This window comes from Gilliamella sp. B2824, from assembly GCF_026536245.1.
Classification (GTDB): Bacteria; Pseudomonadota; Gammaproteobacteria; order Enterobacterales; family Orbaceae; genus Gilliamella.
Map to the genome: position 1 here is coordinate 107601 of NZ_JAFNON010000002.1, position 19418 is coordinate 127018.

The window sequence follows — 19418 nt, forward strand, 5'->3', positions numbered from 1 at the left end:
TTTCTTTTTTATGAAAAACTAGTTAAATTTAATATTTTATTAAGTGTTTGTTCACTTACATATCAAAAAATTTAACTTACTCATAATCATTATTAATCTCTTTTTGCGCCATCATAATATAATTCACATCGACATTCGATCCTAATGTAAATTGATTTTTGAGTAAATGATATTCCATTCCGATAATATCTTTAACCACTAAACCTGATTGTTCAACCCATAGCATTAACTCTGACGGACGAATAAATTTATTGGCGTCATGTGTGCCTTTTGGTACTAGTCTTGCAATATATTCAGCACCATAAATCAACATTAATTTAGCTTTATAATTGCGATTAATGGTTGATAAAAATAGTTTTCCGCCAGGTTTAAGTAATTTTGCACAAGCGTTGATAATAGAAAAGGGATCAGGAACATGTTCTAATAATTCCATACACGTAATCATATCATAATAATCACTTTTTTGGTCAGCATGCTGTTCAACGGTCTGTTTTAAATATGTGATAGAAAGACCACTTTGTTGTGCATGGCATTTTGCCACTTGTAATGATTCATCAGCTAGATCGATTGCCGTAACATTAGCACCGAGTTTGGCTAAACTTTCAGATAAAATTCCCCCACCACATCCTACATCTAATACATTTTTTTGCTCTAATGAGCCACACTTTTGCTTAACATAGTCTACTCGTAATGGATTAATAATATGTAGTGGCTTACATTCACCATTGGGATCCCACCATTGGGCAGCCATCTGTGAAAATTTATTGATTTCATTAATATCGATATTTTGTGACATGATTATGTATTATAAGATTATCAAAACTAAAATTAACTATATTCTAACTATCAGTAATTATCAACAAATTGCCCAAACTATTCTTAGTTCATTAATTATGATGATCATAATAAAAACCAAATAGAAATTACAGCTGGCTGGGTACATTCATTCAATCGTTTATTTTTATTATCAAAATAAGTTTTTTCTACTCTACTTGTAGGCTAATTTTTATTGACATTAATTTAATGAACAAAGTCAATCTAATAGAATAATTAATATAAAAATTATTCAGTAATAGATGCTAATTTACTAATAACGTCAAGCTAAAATTTTAGACAGATATAGTAAATAAAGTAATGTTTTCTTGTTTATAGCTTGGTTTCATGGCATGATCTAACACTTAATTTTTTTAATAAAAAAGCTTTTTGAGCATTTGTTTACACTAAAATTAAACGTTTAATTAAGAGTAAAGGAAAAGATATTCATGAGTACAGGTACTATGAAGAAAAGTCACTCACAGTGGAGCTCTCGCATGGGATTTATGCTTGCAGCGGCGGGTTCTGCAGTGGGTTTAGGTAATATTTGGAAATTTCCATATATGGCAGGTGAAATGGGTGGTTCAGCATTTGTACTCACCTATTTACTGTTCATGTTCATGATTGGACTACCAATTTTAGTTTTAGAATGGTTAATTGGTCGCCGCGGGCAAAAAAATCCGATTCATACAATGGAAGATGTCGCCGCTTCTGAGGGACGTTCTAAATCATGGCGTTGGGTTGGTATTATTGGTGTACTTGGCTCATTTTTAATTTTATCTTTTTATAGTGTAATCGGTGGATGGGCTACAGATTATATTGTGCTGGCAGCAGAAGGGACCTTTGAAAACGCAACAGGCGAAATTACCGGACAAATTTTTACTGACTTCCTTGGTAATGTGACTAGTTTACTCACTTGGCATACCGTATTTATGTTTGCAACTGCATTTATTGTTGCCTTAGGTGTCGGAGCAGGTTTAGAGCGTGGCTGTAAAGTGATGATGCCAGGTTTAGGCATTTTACTATTAGTATTAGTAGGTTACGCGGCTTATGCAAGTGGACCGTCTTTTGGTGTAGCTTGTGAATTCTTATTCTCACCTAACTGGTCAGCATTAAACGGAACGGCTATTTTAGCTGCGTTGGGACATGCATTTTTCAGTCTATCATTAGGTATGGGTATTATGATGGCATACGGCTCTTACTTAGGACAGGATGTTAACTTGTTATCAACCGCCCGTACAGTCGTGATATTAGATGTTATTGTGGCTGTTTTATCTGGCTTAGCGATTTTCCCATTAGTTTTTGCCAACAATCTAACACCAGGTTCTGGTCCAGGCTTAATATTTGTTACGTTACCAATTGCATTTGGTAATATGGGTGGTGGTTTAATTTTAGGTATTTTATTCTTTATCTTTTTAACTTTTGCTGCATTAACCTCTTCTATCTCTTTACTCGAGCCAACAGTTGAATTGCTAGAAGAAAAAACACATATGGGCCGTAAAACAGCAACCGCTGTAAGTAGTATTATTATTTGGGCATTAGGTATTGCCTGTATTTTATCGTTCAACAAATGGGCCGATGTAACGCTATTTGGCAAAAATATTTTTGATATTCTTGATTATATAACCAGTAAAATTATGTTGCCGGTCACAGGACTAGGTACGGTTATTTTTGGTGCATGGATGATGAATCAAAAACGCATCCGTCAAGAGCTCAACTTAAATTCATTCTGGACTATTGTTTGGACTTTATTGACACGATTTGTTATTCCAGTAGCAATTATCGCGATTCTTATTTTTGGATTTACACCAGAATAATCATTAGAAAGTTGTTAATCAGCCCTGAAGTAATGTCAGGGCTTTTTTGGCAACTTTACAAAAAACCAGCAAACTACCCACTAAATTTGCAAACGTCTATTGAAAACGATTTTTTTATTCCCATATACCAATACAACAATAAATCATATGGTTAAAACAATGTTATTCGATTAACGTTAATACCCTTTTGTATTGATATTTTTTTAAAATAATCGTTAAAGTATATCAATGAGTTAACAATCATTATGGTCGCAATCGTTAATTGAATTTACTTAATAGAGTAAGAGGTACTAGTCAATGAGTAAGCAAGGAACCGAAACACGAGGATTTCAATCCGAAGTTAAACAGATTCTTCATTTAATGATCCACTCTTTATATTCTAATAAAGAGATATTTTTACGTGAACTGATCTCTAATGCATCTGATGCTGCCGATAAACTCCGTTTTAAAGCATTAGAAAACCCAAATCTATACGCCGGTGATGGTGAACTAGGCGTACGTATTTCAACCGATAAAGATGCCGGTACGCTAACAATCTCGGATAACGGTATTGGTATGACTCGTGACGAAGTCATTGAAAATCTTGGCACTATTGCTAAGTCAGGCACCAAAGCATTTTTAGAATCAATTGGTAGCGATCAAGCTAAAGATAGTCAGTTAATTGGCCAATTTGGTGTCGGTTTTTACTCCGCATTTATCGTTGCTGATAAAGTGACCGTTAGAACGCGCGCCGCTACTGCAAATGCAGATGAAGCCGTCATGTGGGAATCAGCCGGAGAAGGTGAATACACTATTTCTGATGATCATAAAGAAACCCGAGGAACTGAAATCACATTACATTTAAAAGACGATGAAAAAGAGTTTTTAGATGACTGGCGTTTACGATCAATTATCAGCAAATATTCTGATCATATTTCTCTTCCGGTTGAAGTACAAACCACAGACGAAGAAAGTAAAGAAGTTAAATGGGAAAAAGTTAATAAAGCTCAAGCGCTTTGGACAAGAAGCAAATCTGAAATTACTGATGAAGAATATAAAGAGTTTTATAAACATATTTCTCACGATTTTGCCGATCCTTTAAGCTGGAGTCATAATCGCGTTGAAGGTAAACAAGAGTATACTAGTTTACTTTATATCCCATCTAAAGCACCTTGGGATATGTGGAATCGTGATAACAAACACGGCTTAAAACTCTATGTTCAACGCGTATTTATTATGGATGATGCGGAACAATTTATGCCTAACTATTTACGTTTTGTGAAGGGATTAATTGATTCAAATGATCTACCACTAAATGTATCGCGTGAAATTCTGCAAGACAATAAAATTACCCAAAGTTTACGTAATGCGTGTACTAAACGTGTATTACAGATGCTTGAAAAATTAGACAAAGACGACAAACAACAGTATCAACAATTCTGGAGTGAGTTTGGTTTAGTATTAAAAGAAGGTACAGGTGAAGACTTTGCCAACCGTGAAGCGATAGCTAAATTATTGCGTTTTGCTACAACCCATAGTGATAGTGATGCACAAACTGTCTCATTAGAAGACTACATTAGCCGCATGCAAGATGGTCAGGAAAAAATTTACTATATTACTGCTGATAGTTATGGCGCAGCAAAAAATAGTCCTCATCTTGAGTTATTCCGTAAAAAAGGTATTGAAGTTTTATTACTTTCTGATCGTATTGATGAATGGATGATGAGCAATTTAACTGAATTTGATGGTAAACAATTCCAATCAATCAGCAAATCAGACGAATCAATCGAAAAATTAGCCGATCAAGATAGTGAAGCACAAAAACAAGTTGAAAAAGAACTTGAACCATTTATTGAGAGAGTCAAAAAAGTATTAGGTGATAAAGTTAAAGAAGTCAAATTAACCCATCGCTTAACGGATACGCCAGCAATTGTGACTACGGCTGCTGATGAAATGACAACACAAATGGCTAAACTCTTTGCCGCAGCAGGACAAAAAGCGCCAGATATAAAATATACTTTCGAGATTAATCCTGATCACAGCTTGGTTAAACGCATTGCCGATACCCAAGATGAAGCTGCATTCAAGGATTGGATTGAATTATTATTAGATCAGTCGCTGCTTGCCGAAAAAGGTTCGCTTAGTGATCCGAGTAAATTTATTCAGACAATGAATAAGTTACTGGCTCAATAATTTTTTTAATCTAATGTTAAAGTGCAAACCCGATATTGACCAATGTATCGGGTTTTTTGTTATTTTTTCCTCAAAAAGCAATAAAATTTTGTTGGAATTATGATAAATATCACACTTTTTGATATTTTAACTTTCCATTTTCGATTAGCTATTCATAATATTTTAACCGATAAATTAAATCCTAAGCTATGAAAGTTCATAAAATACTTAATAATAATGTAGTTATTACGCTTGATGCTAAAGGCAATGAATTAATTGTAACGGGTAGAGGCGTTGGCTTTAAAAAACGTGAAGGTGATTTAATTGATCCAACCCTAATTGAAAAGCAGTTTTCATTAACCAATAAAGAAACTTTGCCCAAATTTGCTGAGTTACTTTCTGAAATTCCAATTGAAGTACTCACCACTTCAGAAATTATTATTCAACATGCCAAGCAATTTATAGAAGGAAAACTACAAGATAGTATTTATATTTCACTCACTGATCATATTCATTTTGCCATAGAGCGTCATAAGCAAGGATTTGACATTCCAAATAGTTTCTTGTGGGAAATAAAAAAACTCTACCCCAAAGAGTTCCAAATGGGGTTATACGCTTTATCGGTAATAAAAGATCGTTTGAATATCGAATTACCCGAAGACGAAGCCGGCTTTATCACTTTTCATATTATTAATGCACAGCTAAATGATACCATGCCAAATATCGTCAAAATGACAAAGATTATGCGGGAAATCCTTAATATTGTAAAATATCATTTCAACTTCGAATATGATGAAGATTGTTTATCTTATCAGCGGTTTGTAACACATTTGAAATTTTTTGCTCATCGAATTTTAAACCAAAGCAAACAAGTACAACAAGATGCTTCACTGTATCAGATAATTCGGCAAAAATATGAGCACGCTTACCTTTGTACCAAACAAATAGACTTACATCTAATTCAACAATATCAGCACCCTCTTACCGATGACGAAAGTTTATATTTAACCATCCACATTGAACGTTTACGTAATGAGCTTAAAACGCAATAATGTGAAATAGATCACATTTTTGTAATGACTTTCAAAAAGTGATATTTACTTTTCACAATTTATGTTAGCCTAACTTCATAATTTTTGGATTGTTATTGCATAATAGAACAATAAATTATGCAAGCAAAACCTAATCACCTTGAACAAAGGTGGTTAGGTTTTTTTTTGCTTTTAATAAGGATAAGGTATGAAAAACAGAGGGCTTGCCGAATCAATTATTCAACACGTTGGTGGAAAAGAGAACATTACCAGTTTAGTTCATTGTGCAACTCGATTACGCTTTGTATTGAAAGATGACAATAAAGCTGATGCCGATATTTTAAAAAAACAAAAAGGTGTAATTACTGTTGTACAAAGCGGTGGGCAATTTCAGGTCGTTATTGGTAACAATGTTGCTGATGTGTTTAACGATATTATGGAATTAACCAAATTAAATGAAATTTCTCAACCAAACAGTTCATCAGGTAAAAAATCGGGCATTTTATCTAAATTAATTGATTTAGTTTCTGGTATATTTATCCCTGCATTAGCTATCATCGTTGCGGGCGGTATTTTAAAAGGCCTCATATCATTATTGCAAGTATTGAATCTTGTTCAGCCTGCGACACCAACTTATAACTTTTTATTTGCGATTGCCGATGCGCCTTTTTACTACTTACCACTAATTTTAGGTTTTTCTGCCGTGAAAAAATTTGGTGGTAATCCTTACGTTGGTATGGCAATTGGCGGCGCTTTAGTCCACCCCAATATAGTCAATATGATGGGGAGTGCTTTAGCCCTTAAAACGGAATTCTTCTCTATTCCGATAAACCTTATTCCCTATGCATCTTCTGTCTTTCCAATCATCTTAGCGAGTTGGTTTTATTGCTTATTAGAAAGAAGCTTTAATAAAATATTACATGACTCGTTTAAAAAGTTTATTTCGCCCCTGCTTGGGTTACTAATTACTGTGCCATTAACTTTTGCAGTTATTGGTCCTGTGGTCTCATTTTTAAGCGATATTGTAGCTGCTGGTATTATTTATGTATATCAACTCAACTCAATTATTGCCTCAATGATTTTAGCTGCAGTTTGGCAAGTGATGGTTATTTTTGGTATTCATTGGGGATTAGTCCCGTTTGCCATGAATAACTTATCTATCAGTGGCGAAGATTTTATGCTACCAATTTTATTCCCAGCGGTTTTTGCACAAGTGGGGGCTGTTTTGGCGGTGATGCTAAGAGCAAAAGATCCACAATTTAAAGCATTGGCCAGTTCATCCGTTTTATCGGGCATTTTTGGGGTAACAGAACCCGCTATTTATGGTGTTAATTTACCGTTAAAAAGACCCTTTGTGATTGGCTGTCTAGCCGCTACAGTTGGTGGCGGTATTGTGGGTTACTTCCATACGGTAATTTACTCATTTAGTTTTATTAGTATCTTTTCATTTTTACAATTAATTCCTGCTGAAGGTATCGATGAAAGATTTTATGCGGTCGTTGTGGGTTGTTTAATCTCATTTATGCTTGCCTTGATTGCTACTTATCTTTTTGGAATTGCGAAAGATAAACGCGATGTAATCGGACAAAACGAACAACAAACTGAAAAACAACTTGATAAAGTTAATGACAGCAGCGTTACCTTATTTAGCCCAATGACAGGTGAGTTAATTGCTTTAAATAAAGTTAATGACCCTACTTTTGCCAATGAACTAATGGGAAAAGGTGTAGCGATAATACCAACAATTGGTCAAGCTGTTGCACCCGATGATGGTGAAGTGGTCTCACTATTTAGAACTAAACACGCGATTGGATTACAAACTGATTCTGGTGCTGAAATTTTAATTCATATTGGTATTGATACTGTTAAATTAGAGGGTCAATACTTTGAAGCTCACGTACAAGCTGGCAGTAAAGTCAAGAAAGGTGATCTACTTGTTAGCTTTGATATAGATGCTATTAAACAAGCTGGATTTGAAGTCACTACACCAATTATCGTTACAAATACAGATAATTATCAAGATATTCAATGTATTTTTAAACAAGATAATATTCAAATTGGTGATGCATTATTGGCATTATCGACAAATAAGGAGTAAAACATGTCAACAAAATTTCCTGAAGATTTTTTATGGGGCGGTGCGATTGCCGCCAATCAAGTAGAAGGGGCATTTCGTGAAGATGGCAAAGGGCTATCGACTTCGGACTGTACACCTAATGGACTATTTGGTGATATTGTTGATCGTAATGAACATAACATTACTAGTATTAAAGATCGAGCAATCGATTTTTATCACCGCTATCCGGAAGATGTTGCACTATTTGCACAAATGGGTTTTACCTGTTTACGCACATCTATTGCATGGACTAGGATCTTTCCAAATGGCGATGAAACTCAACCTAATGAGGCTGGGCTTGCTTTTTACGATAAGCTATTTGATGAAATGATAAAACACAATATCAAACCATTAGTTACTTTATCTCATTACGAAATGCCTTACCACTTAGTTACGCAATATGGCGGCTGGGCAAACCGTAAAGTGATCGACTTTTTTACCCATTATGCTAAAACGGTTTTTGAACGCTATAAAAATAAAGTAAAACTATGGTTAACCTTTAATGAAATCAACATGTCATTACACGAACCGTTTACTGGTGTTGGGCTTGCTCGCAATAGCAGTAAAGCACAAATTTACCAAGCGATTCACCATCAACTTGTCGCAAGTAGCCGAGCAGTAAAACTATGCCACAACATGATTCCTGATGCAAAAATCGGTAATATGCTATTGGGTGCTGTTGCCTACCCACTTACACCAAAACCAGAAGATGTATGGGCTACTCATCAAGAAAATCATGGTTGGTTATTTTTTGGTGATGTACAAGTGCGTGGATACTATCCAACCTATATGCACCGATTTTTTAAAGAGAACAATATTAAACTAACAATAACAGAGCAAGATCATGAAGATCTTAAAGAAACGATCGATTTTGTTTCATTTAGTTATTATATGAGTTGCTGCGCAACAGCGGATGAATCACAAAAAACGAAAGGTAACATTTTAGATATGGTGCCAAATCCTTATCTAAAAGCTTCTGAATGGGGATGGCAAATCGATCCTATTGGTATTCGTTATTTACTTAATATGCTTTATGAACGTTATCAAAAACCGCTATTTATTGTCGAAAATGGTTTAGGTGCTAAAGATAAACTTGAGGATAACGGCACTGTCAACGACGACTATCGAATTAATTATATGAATGATCACCTTGTGCAAATTCGAGAAGCAATCAATGATGGTGTGCAAGTCATGGGATACACGAGTTGGGGACCCATTGATCTTATCAGTGCCTCAAAAGCAGAAGTAACCAAACGTTATGGTTTTATTTATGTCGATCTTAATCAAGATGGTTCCGGTAGCTTAACGCGTTACAAAAAGAAAAGTTTTTATTGGTATCAATCTGTCATCGCCTCAAATGGTGAAACATTAAAATAAACGATAAAGTGACTAGTCTATCATTGACTAATTGCGAGTAAAAAAGTAGTTAATTATTGTGTCAAGGCAGAACGGTTAGCTACTTTACTAAAAAGTTAGAACTAGAATATGAAAAAAATAATCATAAAAGCACTCGTTACCGTAAATTTGATCGTATCGAGCCTATTAATCACGAGTTGTGCTCAATTATCATCTAATACATCACAAGACGCTATCACCATCTATTTTGCTCGTCATGGAAAAACACTTTTCAATAGTTATGATTTGGTTCAAGGATGGGCTGACTCGCCTTTAACTGAACAAGGTATTGAAGTTGCTCGCTATTTAGGTGAAGGCCTTAAAGATATTAAATTTGATGCTTACTATACCAGTGATGCAGGTCGCCAGCGCGAAACGATGCAGGTATTGCTAGCACAAAAAGGGATAAAAGATTATAAAATACAAGAACTAAAAGGTTTACGTGAAGTATTTTATGGTGGTTTTGAAGGTGGGCCGAATGCCAAAATGGTTAACGCCAGTATGGATTCTTTGGGTTATAAATCAGTCGAAAGTTTTTATAAAAGCTATAAAGAAGGTGAGATTTCTGTCGCCGCATTGACGAATGCTATTGCCAAAGCTGATCCTAAACATCAAGCCGAAGATTATCAACAAGTTAAACAGCGTACACAAGCAGCGCTAAATACTATCGTTAATAATGCAATTAAATATCACCAAAAAAATGTATTAGCGATTTCATCTGGAATGTCGATGCAAGTAATGATCTCTGATCTTACTGACAACAGCAATAAAAATAAACCATTATCGAATGCAACAGTCGTTAAAATTGTTTACAAAAACGGCCAATACAACGTGGTTGAAATAGGCAACATGCATTATGTTGAAAACGGAAAATCTACCTTAAAAAATTAGACAGACAAAAAATTGAGCAGACTGGATTGTTACTGCCAAGGCAGGCAAAACCTAAATGTTTAGTAAAAAATAAAAATTTATAAATATTAATTATTTTGAACTTTGAATATAAACACTTTAGGAATTTAGGAATGAAATTAAAATCCCTCACTGTTATACTTTTTAGCTTGACGAGTAGTCTTGTAGTAGCTAATGAATCGACATCAAAATATGAGCCTAAATCAATAGCTGATAATGCTTTTTTTAAAGATACCAAAATCGTGCTATCAACCAAAAACTATTGGAAGTATTTAAAAGAAGAAGCCGAAAATCCAAAAACAGTTCACAATGCATGGGGGCATGGCGTTGCAGTAAGTTATCAATCCGGTTATTTGGCTGATTTTATTAGTTTAAATGCTGATTTTTATCGAGCATTTCGTTTAGCTGCCAGTGATCACTTTGCAAGTCGAGGCGTACTTTACAATAAAGGCAATAAAGCCAAAAGTAGCAATGCCGGTGGCTACACTAAAATAGGCCAACGTTATGTAAAATTAAAAGCGAAAGTAGCTGATGTTAATCTTAATGGTAATATTGGCTGGCATACAATGAAAAACTTTGGGGTTATTTCTAATACTACTCGCCTATCGCCAACAACTTATCAAGGCTATAGCGCAACATTAAATTACGGTGAAGTGACATTAAAAGGGGCTTATATAACGCATTCAATTTCTCGTGACTCTCCCGATAAAAAACAGTTTAAAAGTCGTGATGGCAAACACACCATTGATTATATTGCCACAGGCGATATTTCACTAAAAAATAAATTTTACAGCGTTGAATATGCCATTGGTGAAAGCAAAGACTATTTACGCCGTCAAATCTTTTTAGGTAGCATTAAACCAATCGATAAGTTAACAATTGGCACCCAACTATATTTTACCAAATCGCTAAATAATTATAAAAAAATGGCACTGAGCAAACGTTATTTTGATAAACATGCCAATCACTATGCCGCTGATGTCAAATGGCAAGATGATAAGTGGGGAGCTAAAATTGGCATTGCCTATACTGATGCTAAAAAAGGTCAAGGACAGTTAGGCTATTATCATCGCCATATGTCTAGCCACTCACGCGGTACATTTATGTCTATGACGCAAGCAGGCGAAGATTATTTACGACATGGCGAACGAGCATTATCAACAATCATTGATTATAAGCTATATCCCGATTTAACGCTTGGTTTAACTGCCAATTATGGGGAGTTTAAATTCAGGCACACAACCGTACGCTCAAGCGAATTTAACCTGTTCACCAGCTGGATCCCGACCAATAATAGTTTAAAAGGATTAACCCTTTGGGGAATGGTTGGGCCCGGATGGTCTTATAAACATAAAAATCGCACACCCATTTTACGAAATGGTAAATCACAAACTGCACAGTTCTTAGGTGCTGAATTTATTGCAGAATACCGTTTTAACTTATTATAAATCAGAACACTATGAGGTACTTTTTATGAAAACATTAATAAAATCTTCAAGTTTGTTATTGGTATTTCTTTTTACGATAACAAATGCTTTCGCTCAAGATGTCTATCTTTATGTTACTCGACATGGTAAAACCATGTTCAATAATGTACATCGTGTTCAGGGGTGGTCTGATACCCCATTAACCAAACCTGGTATTGACGTTGCTCAGCAACTTGGTCGAGGGTTAAAAGATGTTGATTTTATTTCGGTCTATTCTAGTGATTTAGGACGAGCAAGGCAAACTGCACGTATCATTCTCGAAACAAAAGGAGTGCCAGTGCAAATAAACGAAATGGAAGGATTACGGGAAAATTGCTTTGGCGAATATGAAGGTGATCTTGACCCTAATATGTGGAATCCGGCAGCAAAACATTTAGGTTACGCATCTGATAAAGATCTTATGGACGATTTAGCAAAAGGTAAAGTAACACTTAAAAAAATGATCGACGCGATTGCTGCTGTTGAAAAATCAGGAGAAGCAGAAGACTATAATAAAGTAAAAACTCGCATGCAAGAATCATTAAAAATGATTGCAGAATCAGCCAAAGCACAAGGTGGCGGTAACGTTTTAGTCGTATCGCATGGTTTGGCAATTATGGCAATGGTTGAAGAGCTGTTAGATAAACCGATAACCGCAGGTTTAGGTAATGCAAGTGTAACTAAAATTCGTTATACCGATGATGGCAAATTTATTGTTGAAAGTTTAGGTGATATGAGTTATGTCGAAAAAGGCAAACAATAATATCTAACAGTTAAAAGATGCCCCCTCAACATTGGGGCATCTTTAACTCAAGATACTTTTTGCAATTAAAAAAATGATAGAATCTGTTACAATAAACCTGCACAATTAATCAATTATTTCAAGTGATAACATTAAAAAGGTCAGCATGTTTTATCTATCTCAATACCAATCACCTATGGGCTCAATCAGTCTAGCAAGTCAACAAAATAAATTAGTTGGCGTTTGGATTGAAGGACAAAAATATTTCGGTACCATTCTCAAAGCAGAAAAACAATATCATGCAAACCTACCCATCTTTAATCAGACAAAAAAATGGCTTGATGATTATTTTGCAGGGAAAAAACCTAACATTAAGCAACTTGATCTCGCGCCACAAGGTACCCCTTTTCAACACTTAGTCTGGCAAATTTTGTGTCAGATCCCTTACGGGCAAGTAATCACCTATGGCAATATAGCCAAACAAATTGCACTACAAACTAATAAGGCTAGCATGTCAAGCCAAGCCGTTGGCGGTGCGGTTGGCCATAACCCTATATCCATTATTATCCCCTGTCATCGAGTTGTTGGTGCCAATGGTAATTTAACCGGTTATGCTGGTGGCATAGATAAAAAAATTAAACTACTTGAAATAGAAGGCTTAGATATGACACAATTTTTTACACCCCGTAAAGGTACAGCCCTTTAAAAGTTAAAATAATAATCGACTAAAAGTAAATCAGATGACTACACTGATCCATTTTTAATGGTTGAAAAAATAACCGTTATCTAGCAAATTATCATTCATTTATCGTGGTGATTGCTTAAAGATTATGGTGTTTTTTAAGCGCTTTGCTGTTAGACATTGCCTTGATTTATTTTGGTAAACGCTTAACTAAAAATCCCACTTACAGATTAAAAAATCAGCATAAATATTTTATTATTTATCAATACGCTACTTTTATCATACATAACTTAATGAACAACATGACTATATAACCTACAGTGTAAATTTACCTAGTCGTTTAACTGGTTAAATATGTAAGATTTATTGGTAAATAGATGGCTGTAATTCACTTAACTCATGTCGTTTTTTATGAAAATGATAAAAAGTTAGCGATTAATTCCAATATAAATTTAAGTGAATTAAGTTAAAAAATTTATCTGTTTAGCACAGTTATCTATAATTATTATTTACGCTCAACTGAAGTATCTTTTAACTGTTGCTAAGTTATCAATAAAGCACCGTTATCTGTTTATTTTTTATGCATTCATTTTAAAAAATTTTGCTTGTCGCTTAGCGACAAGACAAAATTTTGTTTTCTCTCTAATAATATAATCATCACAATGCGTTTTTTCTTACCCTTGTAAGTTGCATAGCCCATTAGTAGATGGCACTAACCATCATAATACGATCAAATATACTATTGTAAAAATTATTTAGCCTTTACAGGCAACTAAATGTTGATAAGTAACAGAATAAGTATTTACATTACCTGCTCTTGCATCAGCAACAAACATATAACTACCAGTAAGATGAACACTAGATGTCCAATAGAATGCTTTTCCATCCAAAGCTTGTACAAAGTTACCCCATTGCGAATCCGGATAAGCAGCAAAATTTGTAAATCCCCATTCTGGGAACACGCCTTGTCCTATCGCCCGTGTAAAGGTGTTCATACTGGTATCCCAATCAACATTAGGCGCTATATTATTTTGTGGTGAATTAGTAAACACTGAAATAGCCGGTATATTTTGGATGCCACCACATCGATTTTTTGCACTCTCAAAATCCATATAATTACTACCTTGTGGAATTATCCAAATACTTGTTGGATTAAAGGTATAAGTAAAAACTTTGGAGTTATCTCTTTTGGTGACAATACTTACTGTTACATTACCAGTCGGTTTATCTTTGATTTTAACAAATCCTTGCGGATCAACCGAAACCTGCCCACCAGGGTTAGCTGTGATACTATAACTATAATCAGTTTGTGCACCTGACATAACTAACTGAAACTTAGCGCCAGGAAAACCAGTTGTTGGAAACGTCGCTTTCGATACAGTAGGATTGACCTTAAATCCCATATCTGGAACATAATCTGCCGTAAAACCACCACCGTGAATCGGATGACGACTGGTACGATTAACATCATTCCAAGCTTCACCACTGCCATCGGCATTATAACTAATCCATTGATTAGATTTGTTAACAATTGTTGCATTAGGTTTAGCATAACAAAGTAGAGGTTTAGAAGAAATTTGATAACGTTTTACTATTGGCACATAATCACTTTCCCGAGGGATACCATATTTAGAATAGGTCTTTACTTGTGTTGTTATTTCAAGCGTTAATGGCATCGGATAACCACTTCCGCATCCCATCGTTTTACTAATATCTGTAATTAATTTTCCATTACCGTCATACCACTGTTTACTGGTAAATGAGAGTAAAAACGGCTTTGATGTATCTATCCCATCACCATCTTTATCCGCATAATTTAATGTGTTATCCAATGAATTATAGTAAAAATTCTTAACGATAAAATCAGCAGGGCTTAACTCACCACTAAATTCCTTAATTACATCACCCTTGATATTGTTGCTTGCTTCACTGTAAAAAACACCATTAACCGTAAATCCTTGCTTATTCGCTGCCAAATCGATATTTATCACTTCCGGCGCACTGCCTTCTATCGCTTTCGCTGTCGTTGTACTTAATGCTTGAGCGGTATGAGTCGTTAATAAAATAAAAAATATCAATAAAGAACATTGCGCTAATGTCGATTGAATTAATTTAAAATAATCTTTTACATATAAATTATTTAACGAAATAATGCTCGAAAAGTGTTTAAGGAAATATAAAAATTTTAAAAATGTGAAAAATGTGAAAAAAGAGATAAAAGACAATAAGTGCGAGGATAATCCACTGACGCGATGACTTGTTGTAACTAGACTATCTAATAATGCCCGATGCCCGATGCCCGATGCCCGATGCCCGATGCCCGATGCCCGATGCCCGATGCCCGATGCCCGATGCCCGATTAAGACCACATTTTAACATATTTTTACCAATCCTTGTAGTGAATATCTAAATTTTTTCTTTAAAATTCATATGATTGAGTTTAATTTAATCATCAATTAATTTTGCTCTAAACCTTTAGTACCAATTTATACTAAAGTACTTTTAGCGTAATATATTAGAATAGTTAATTGAGTTTGTAATGAGCTTTTCAGTAAAGAATTGTTAAGTTATCACTCAAATAAAGTGACATTTGTCTTTACACTAGACGTTTAATTTTAATACTATCTTTGATAGATTCAGAGATAACATAATAAAAAAATTTAAAAAAATGATTTTAAGTTGAAATATAGATAAATTCATTTAGTTTATACCCTTTTGCATAAAAGCAGATTTACATTACAATTATTAAATTAGATTGTAATATGTTGATGAAAACGTCTTCCTTAATAACCCTATTATAAGGAATGTTACATAATCAACATTGTTTAAGAGATGAAAAGCATGAAAAAAATAATATTACTTTTATTATTGATGGTATCCTCACCGGCATTTAGCACTATCTATGTTTATAAAGGTAATATAGCAGATAAACAAATGACTTTATATCTAGAGCCGATAAGTCAAGCTTTTTGGGTTTATGATGATGATCCTAAACAGATACAACATAAATTAAACTATGGATGTGAATTAAATAATTCCTGCTCACAGTTAACTCATCAAACCAATTTAGAACTTTATGATGCACACGATCTCTATATCGATCCTGACAATCAACAAATAAAAGCCAAAAAACAAAGTCATTATTTTATCTTTAATGATATTCACCTAACACAAAATCAAGAAACAACATTGTTAAATCAAACATTAGAGGGTTATTGGTTTAATGGCAGTAATAATCAACACTATCCGGTAAAACTTTCTCAACAATTAGTGATAGATAAAGACAGTAATACGCAATTTACTAATGTTGAATTATTACAATTAGCGTCAACTGATCATCACTATTTTACTGCCGTCTTTTCTAAACAAAAAATGGATAAAATTAAGTTAGTTGGCATTAATGTTTATGCGAAAAATAACCATCAGTTATTACAAAAAATCGAAAATTTAAACTATAGTGATAATGGTTTTATGAGCATCGACTTACAAGATATCAATTTTGATGGAATACTTGATTTAGCTATTAAAAAATACCGTTCAAGGCAAGGTGATAACTTGGATTATTATATTAATGATAAGGGAGCATTTACACCAACCCATTTATGGGGGAGCAATATAGAATTTAATCCCAAAGACAAATCCGCCATAGGTAGCAAAAATTGTTATGACCTGGATGATAAACAACAAAGGGTCCAGACTAAAATAGAAAGTGTTTATCAATACAAAAACTATCAATATATTTTTGTAAAAAATCGTTGTCAAATCATCAATATTGACAACAAAACCCAACGAAATTGTTTAGATGCCGAATATAATGCCTGTTTACTAAACCGCAATAATATTAATCGTGAAAATCCAAATGTAATTGGTGAAGATAATATACTGTACAAGAATATGGCGTGGGATAAAGGTAAATTAATTGATGGAGTGATAGATGATTGATTATGATGCTTTTCCTGAGCAACGGCAATCTTATATTCAGCAGCTGTTACAAGACAAAGGTCGAGTAGTCAATGCCGATTTAATTAAATTACTTGGTGTATCAGAACATACAATTCGCCGCGATTTACAAAAACTTGCACGTAATGGTATCTGCAAACGTGTTTATGGTGGTGCGGTCAGTCAATTAAAACAATCTGCAAGCTTTGAAACCAGAATGACACAAAGCGTTAGTGAAAAGTCATCGGTTGCTAAACGATGCGCTCAACTCATCAAAGCCAATTCTTGTATTTTTATTGACGCAGGTTCAACCTATTTGACAATGGCAAGTTATATTCCTACAAATATTGAGTTAACTATTGTGACAAATTCCCCCCAAATCGCTTCACTACTTAGTAGTCGAACTCAGGGGGAGCTTATTTTACTTGGTGGAAAAGTAAATCCGCAAACCGGCAGCACCCTGGGTGCAGATACGGTAAATCAGATCCGTAACATGGTCTTTGATCAAACATTTATCGGTGTGTGTGGACTTGATCCACAAGCTGGATTAAGTGCAGTTTATTATGAAGATGCTTGTTTTAAAAAAGAGGTAATTGCCCAAAGTAATGAAGTTGTCGCCGCTGTAATAGCCGATAAAATGTTACAAATAGCTCGTTATAAAGTGGCAAGGTGTGAAGATCTCGATATCATTGTCGTCAGTCGAGAAACTAAAATTGAAGGTTTTGAGCAGGTTGATTTACAAATAGAGGTCGCCTAATAGATTCGCTCTAAGGTCGACCAAATCTCTTTTTTAGCTATTTTGCTTGTAGATTTAATAGCAATTGAATTGTTTTTAGAACGGCACTGTCAGTATTATAGCCCGTTATAAAATTTGCCTTTGCTTTCGTTTCTTCAAATGCATTACGCATGGCAAAACTATATTCCGCTTGTTCTAACAATTCAATATCGTTATAACCATCACCGAATGCCATAGTTTCGTGTGCAGTTACATTAAGCATTTGTTGTAATTTCTTGATAGTTGTACCTTTATGTACATCATAATCGGTAATATCAATCCAATTTGCTTCTGATACAACAATATAGACATTATCCTCATAAGGGGTTAAATGCATACGCGTTTGAGGGCATTGACCTGTTTCATCATAGACCGTGATTTTAATAAAATCATCAGAAATTGAACTCAGTTCATCAACTTCAATAATGGAAGCATAAGAACCACGAACTTTTTGTTTTAATCTTGCTGGTAAATCCGATCGAATCACTGCCCCTTTTGCTGTACAGGCAATGATGACATGATCGGTGCTGGCTTGTTCCAATGTTTTGATAATACGTTGTCCTAAATCATTGGCTAAAAAGGAACGATAGACAAATTCTTCATTAAATTTAATCGCTGTAGCACTGTCGCCAACGATCCAAATATGTTGACTATAATCGCCAAAGAGTTCCTCGACCCGCTCACACTGTTTACCTGTACACGCAACAAAATGGACATTCTCATTTGCCATTTGCTTATACACTTTAGCAAACAGTTTACGATCGTAATCACCTTGTTCGTTTAAAAAAGTCCCGTCTAAATCACTGATAATTAATTTAATCATATATTTTTCCTTTCATGCTAATAATGAAGATTTTATCAATATGATTTAGTATGATGCTTTGTGATGGATTTAGCAAGATTAAATAATACTTTTGCTTTGAGCTTTATCAAAACACACTCAAACAAGTCTTTTACAAAATGATTAATAAATTCAAGATTAATTACTAAGATGCTGAGCATTAATAAACAACGAAGAATGTCATAAAAGTTAGTGGAAATCCAATTATCACCCGCCATATAAAAAGCATCAACATCGAGCATCAACAACCAATAAAATAGCTAATTATAGAAAAGATCCTGAATCGATACTTCCCTATTCCGTTAATCAAACCGCACTTATCAATGCTTGTTTAGGGGTTATTAATCAACCCCCAAAACGGATAATAATAGGCAAAAAAATAGTGCTTTAATTGAAAAAAACAGAACAACTGTATATCAATGTCACCCTTTTAACAGTCAAAGCATCGATAGGAACAATAATCTATTACCTCTAAATCAAATACTCGTGGTATTTTGAAAATTAAAATAGCAAAAAATTTTTATATTACTATTTAGAATAAACCATTTCAGATTCGTTTCATAAGACATTAATTAAACCTGCTACACCGTTTATTTGATACAGTTTCAAATTTAAAGAAAAGGCAGAAGGTTAAGTTCTCAGGTAATTTTTTTAAAGATAGTGATACTTGTATTGATGAATCAAGCATGCGTTTAGAGGATAAATTAAAAGAGCCTGAATATACCCTCAGATTTTTTCAAG

The 19418-nt window shown here is 34.3% G+C and carries 14 protein-coding genes; 11 read left to right on the forward strand and 3 right to left on the reverse strand.

Annotated elements, in window-relative coordinates; genetic code table 11:
• Positions 1-76 precede the first annotated feature (76 nt).
• On the reverse strand, positions 77-796 hold the full coding sequence (ubiG, locus tag J3U56_RS02505) for a bifunctional 2-polyprenyl-6-hydroxyphenol methylase/3-demethylubiquinol 3-O-methyltransferase UbiG (protein ID WP_267366585.1): 720 nt from the start codon (positions 794-796) through the stop codon (positions 77-79).
• Between the two features lie 466 nt (positions 797-1262).
• Here ubiG and J3U56_RS02510 point away from each other — a divergent pair, with 466 nt between their 5' ends.
• The 9 genes from J3U56_RS02510 (at position 1263) to J3U56_RS02550 (ending at position 13146) form a co-directional block, all read left to right on the forward strand.
• A complete protein-coding gene (locus tag J3U56_RS02510; protein ID WP_267333054.1) occupies positions 1263-2630 on the forward strand; it encodes a sodium-dependent transporter in 1368 nt (455 codons plus the stop codon).
• 297 nt (positions 2631-2927) lie between these two features.
• The gene (gene htpG / locus J3U56_RS02515) at positions 2928-4802 is read left to right on the forward strand and encodes a molecular chaperone HtpG (RefSeq protein WP_267333055.1); all 1875 of its coding nucleotides are present in this window, start codon (positions 2928-2930) and stop codon (positions 4800-4802) included.
• Between the two features lie 188 nt (positions 4803-4990).
• Entirely contained in the window at positions 4991-5833 is an 843-nt protein-coding gene (gene licT / locus J3U56_RS02520) for a BglG family transcription antiterminator LicT (RefSeq protein WP_267333056.1), read from the forward strand.
• Positions 5834-6020: 187 nt separating this feature from the next.
• A complete protein-coding gene (locus tag J3U56_RS02525) occupies positions 6021-7910 on the forward strand; it encodes a beta-glucoside-specific PTS transporter subunit IIABC (protein ID WP_267366587.1) in 1890 nt (629 codons plus the stop codon).
• 3 nt (positions 7911-7913) lie between these two features.
• Positions 7914-9305 (forward strand): glycoside hydrolase family 1 protein, encoded by a 1392-nt coding sequence (locus tag J3U56_RS02530; RefSeq protein WP_267366589.1) that lies wholly within the window; start codon positions 7914-7916, stop codon positions 9303-9305.
• 108 nt (positions 9306-9413) lie between these two features.
• The gene (locus tag J3U56_RS02535) at positions 9414-10214 is read left to right on the forward strand and encodes a histidine phosphatase family protein (protein ID WP_267366591.1); all 801 of its coding nucleotides are present in this window, start codon (positions 9414-9416) and stop codon (positions 10212-10214) included.
• 131 nt (positions 10215-10345) lie between these two features.
• Complete coding sequence (locus J3U56_RS02540) at positions 10346-11680, forward strand: OprD family outer membrane porin (RefSeq protein WP_267366592.1); 1335 nt, start codon at positions 10346-10348, stop codon at positions 11678-11680.
• 25 nt (positions 11681-11705) lie between these two features.
• Entirely contained in the window at positions 11706-12461 is a 756-nt protein-coding gene (locus J3U56_RS02545) for a histidine phosphatase family protein (protein WP_267333061.1), read from the forward strand.
• Between the two features lie 145 nt (positions 12462-12606).
• Positions 12607-13146, forward strand: a complete 540-nt coding sequence (locus J3U56_RS02550) for a methylated-DNA--[protein]-cysteine S-methyltransferase (RefSeq protein ID WP_267366593.1) — start codon at positions 12607-12609, stop codon at positions 13144-13146.
• Positions 13147-13877: 731 nt separating this feature from the next.
• Here the strand turns inward: J3U56_RS02550 and J3U56_RS02555 are convergent.
• Complete coding sequence (locus J3U56_RS02555) at positions 13878-15491, reverse strand: hypothetical protein (protein WP_267366595.1); 1614 nt, start codon at positions 15489-15491, stop codon at positions 13878-13880.
• Positions 15492-15963: 472 nt separating this feature from the next.
• Here J3U56_RS02555 and J3U56_RS02560 point away from each other — a divergent pair, with 472 nt between their 5' ends.
• Together J3U56_RS02560 and J3U56_RS02565 are read left to right on the forward strand one after the other, a co-directional pair.
• Positions 15964-17064 (forward strand): hypothetical protein, encoded by a 1101-nt coding sequence (locus J3U56_RS02560; protein ID WP_267366597.1) that lies wholly within the window; start codon positions 15964-15966, stop codon positions 17062-17064.
• A complete protein-coding gene (locus J3U56_RS02565) occupies positions 17057-17818 on the forward strand; it encodes a DeoR/GlpR family DNA-binding transcription regulator (RefSeq protein ID WP_267366599.1) in 762 nt (253 codons plus the stop codon). The genes J3U56_RS02560 and J3U56_RS02565 overlap by 8 nt, the downstream gene beginning before the upstream one ends.
• Positions 17819-17855: 37 nt before the next feature.
• On the opposite strand, the gene J3U56_RS02570 is transcribed toward J3U56_RS02565, so the two are convergent.
• Complete coding sequence (locus J3U56_RS02570) at positions 17856-18659, reverse strand: Cof-type HAD-IIB family hydrolase (RefSeq protein WP_267366601.1); 804 nt, start codon at positions 18657-18659, stop codon at positions 17856-17858.
• Positions 18660-19418: the final 759 nt, after the last annotated feature.

What these genes read in the sequence shown, in the direction of transcription:
- J3U56_RS02510 (WP_267333054.1), top strand. Translation starts at nt 1,263, where the DNA reads ATGAGTACAGGTACTATGAAGAAAAGTCACTCACAGTGGAGCTCTCGC.
- J3U56_RS02570 (WP_267366601.1), bottom strand. Translation starts at nt 18,659, where the DNA reads ATGATTAAATTAATTATCAGTGATTTAGACGGGACTTTTTTAAACGAA.
- ubiG (WP_267366585.1), bottom strand. Translation starts at nt 796, where the DNA reads ATGTCACAAAATATCGATATTAATGAAATCAATAAATTTTCACAGATG.
- J3U56_RS02525 (WP_267366587.1), top strand. Translation starts at nt 6,021, where the DNA reads ATGAAAAACAGAGGGCTTGCCGAATCAATTATTCAACACGTTGGTGGA.
- htpG (WP_267333055.1), top strand. Translation starts at nt 2,928, where the DNA reads ATGAGTAAGCAAGGAACCGAAACACGAGGATTTCAATCCGAAGTTAAA.
- licT (WP_267333056.1), top strand. Translation starts at nt 4,991, where the DNA reads ATGAAAGTTCATAAAATACTTAATAATAATGTAGTTATTACGCTTGAT.
- J3U56_RS02535 (WP_267366591.1), top strand. Translation starts at nt 9,414, where the DNA reads ATGAAAAAAATAATCATAAAAGCACTCGTTACCGTAAATTTGATCGTA.
- J3U56_RS02565 (WP_267366599.1), top strand. Translation starts at nt 17,057, where the DNA reads ATGATTGATTATGATGCTTTTCCTGAGCAACGGCAATCTTATATTCAG.
- J3U56_RS02545 (WP_267333061.1), top strand. Translation starts at nt 11,706, where the DNA reads ATGAAAACATTAATAAAATCTTCAAGTTTGTTATTGGTATTTCTTTTT.
- J3U56_RS02530 (WP_267366589.1), top strand. Translation starts at nt 7,914, where the DNA reads ATGTCAACAAAATTTCCTGAAGATTTTTTATGGGGCGGTGCGATTGCC.
- J3U56_RS02540 (WP_267366592.1), top strand. Translation starts at nt 10,346, where the DNA reads ATGAAATTAAAATCCCTCACTGTTATACTTTTTAGCTTGACGAGTAGT.
- J3U56_RS02560 (WP_267366597.1), top strand. Translation starts at nt 15,964, where the DNA reads ATGAAAAAAATAATATTACTTTTATTATTGATGGTATCCTCACCGGCA.
- J3U56_RS02550 (WP_267366593.1), top strand. Translation starts at nt 12,607, where the DNA reads ATGTTTTATCTATCTCAATACCAATCACCTATGGGCTCAATCAGTCTA.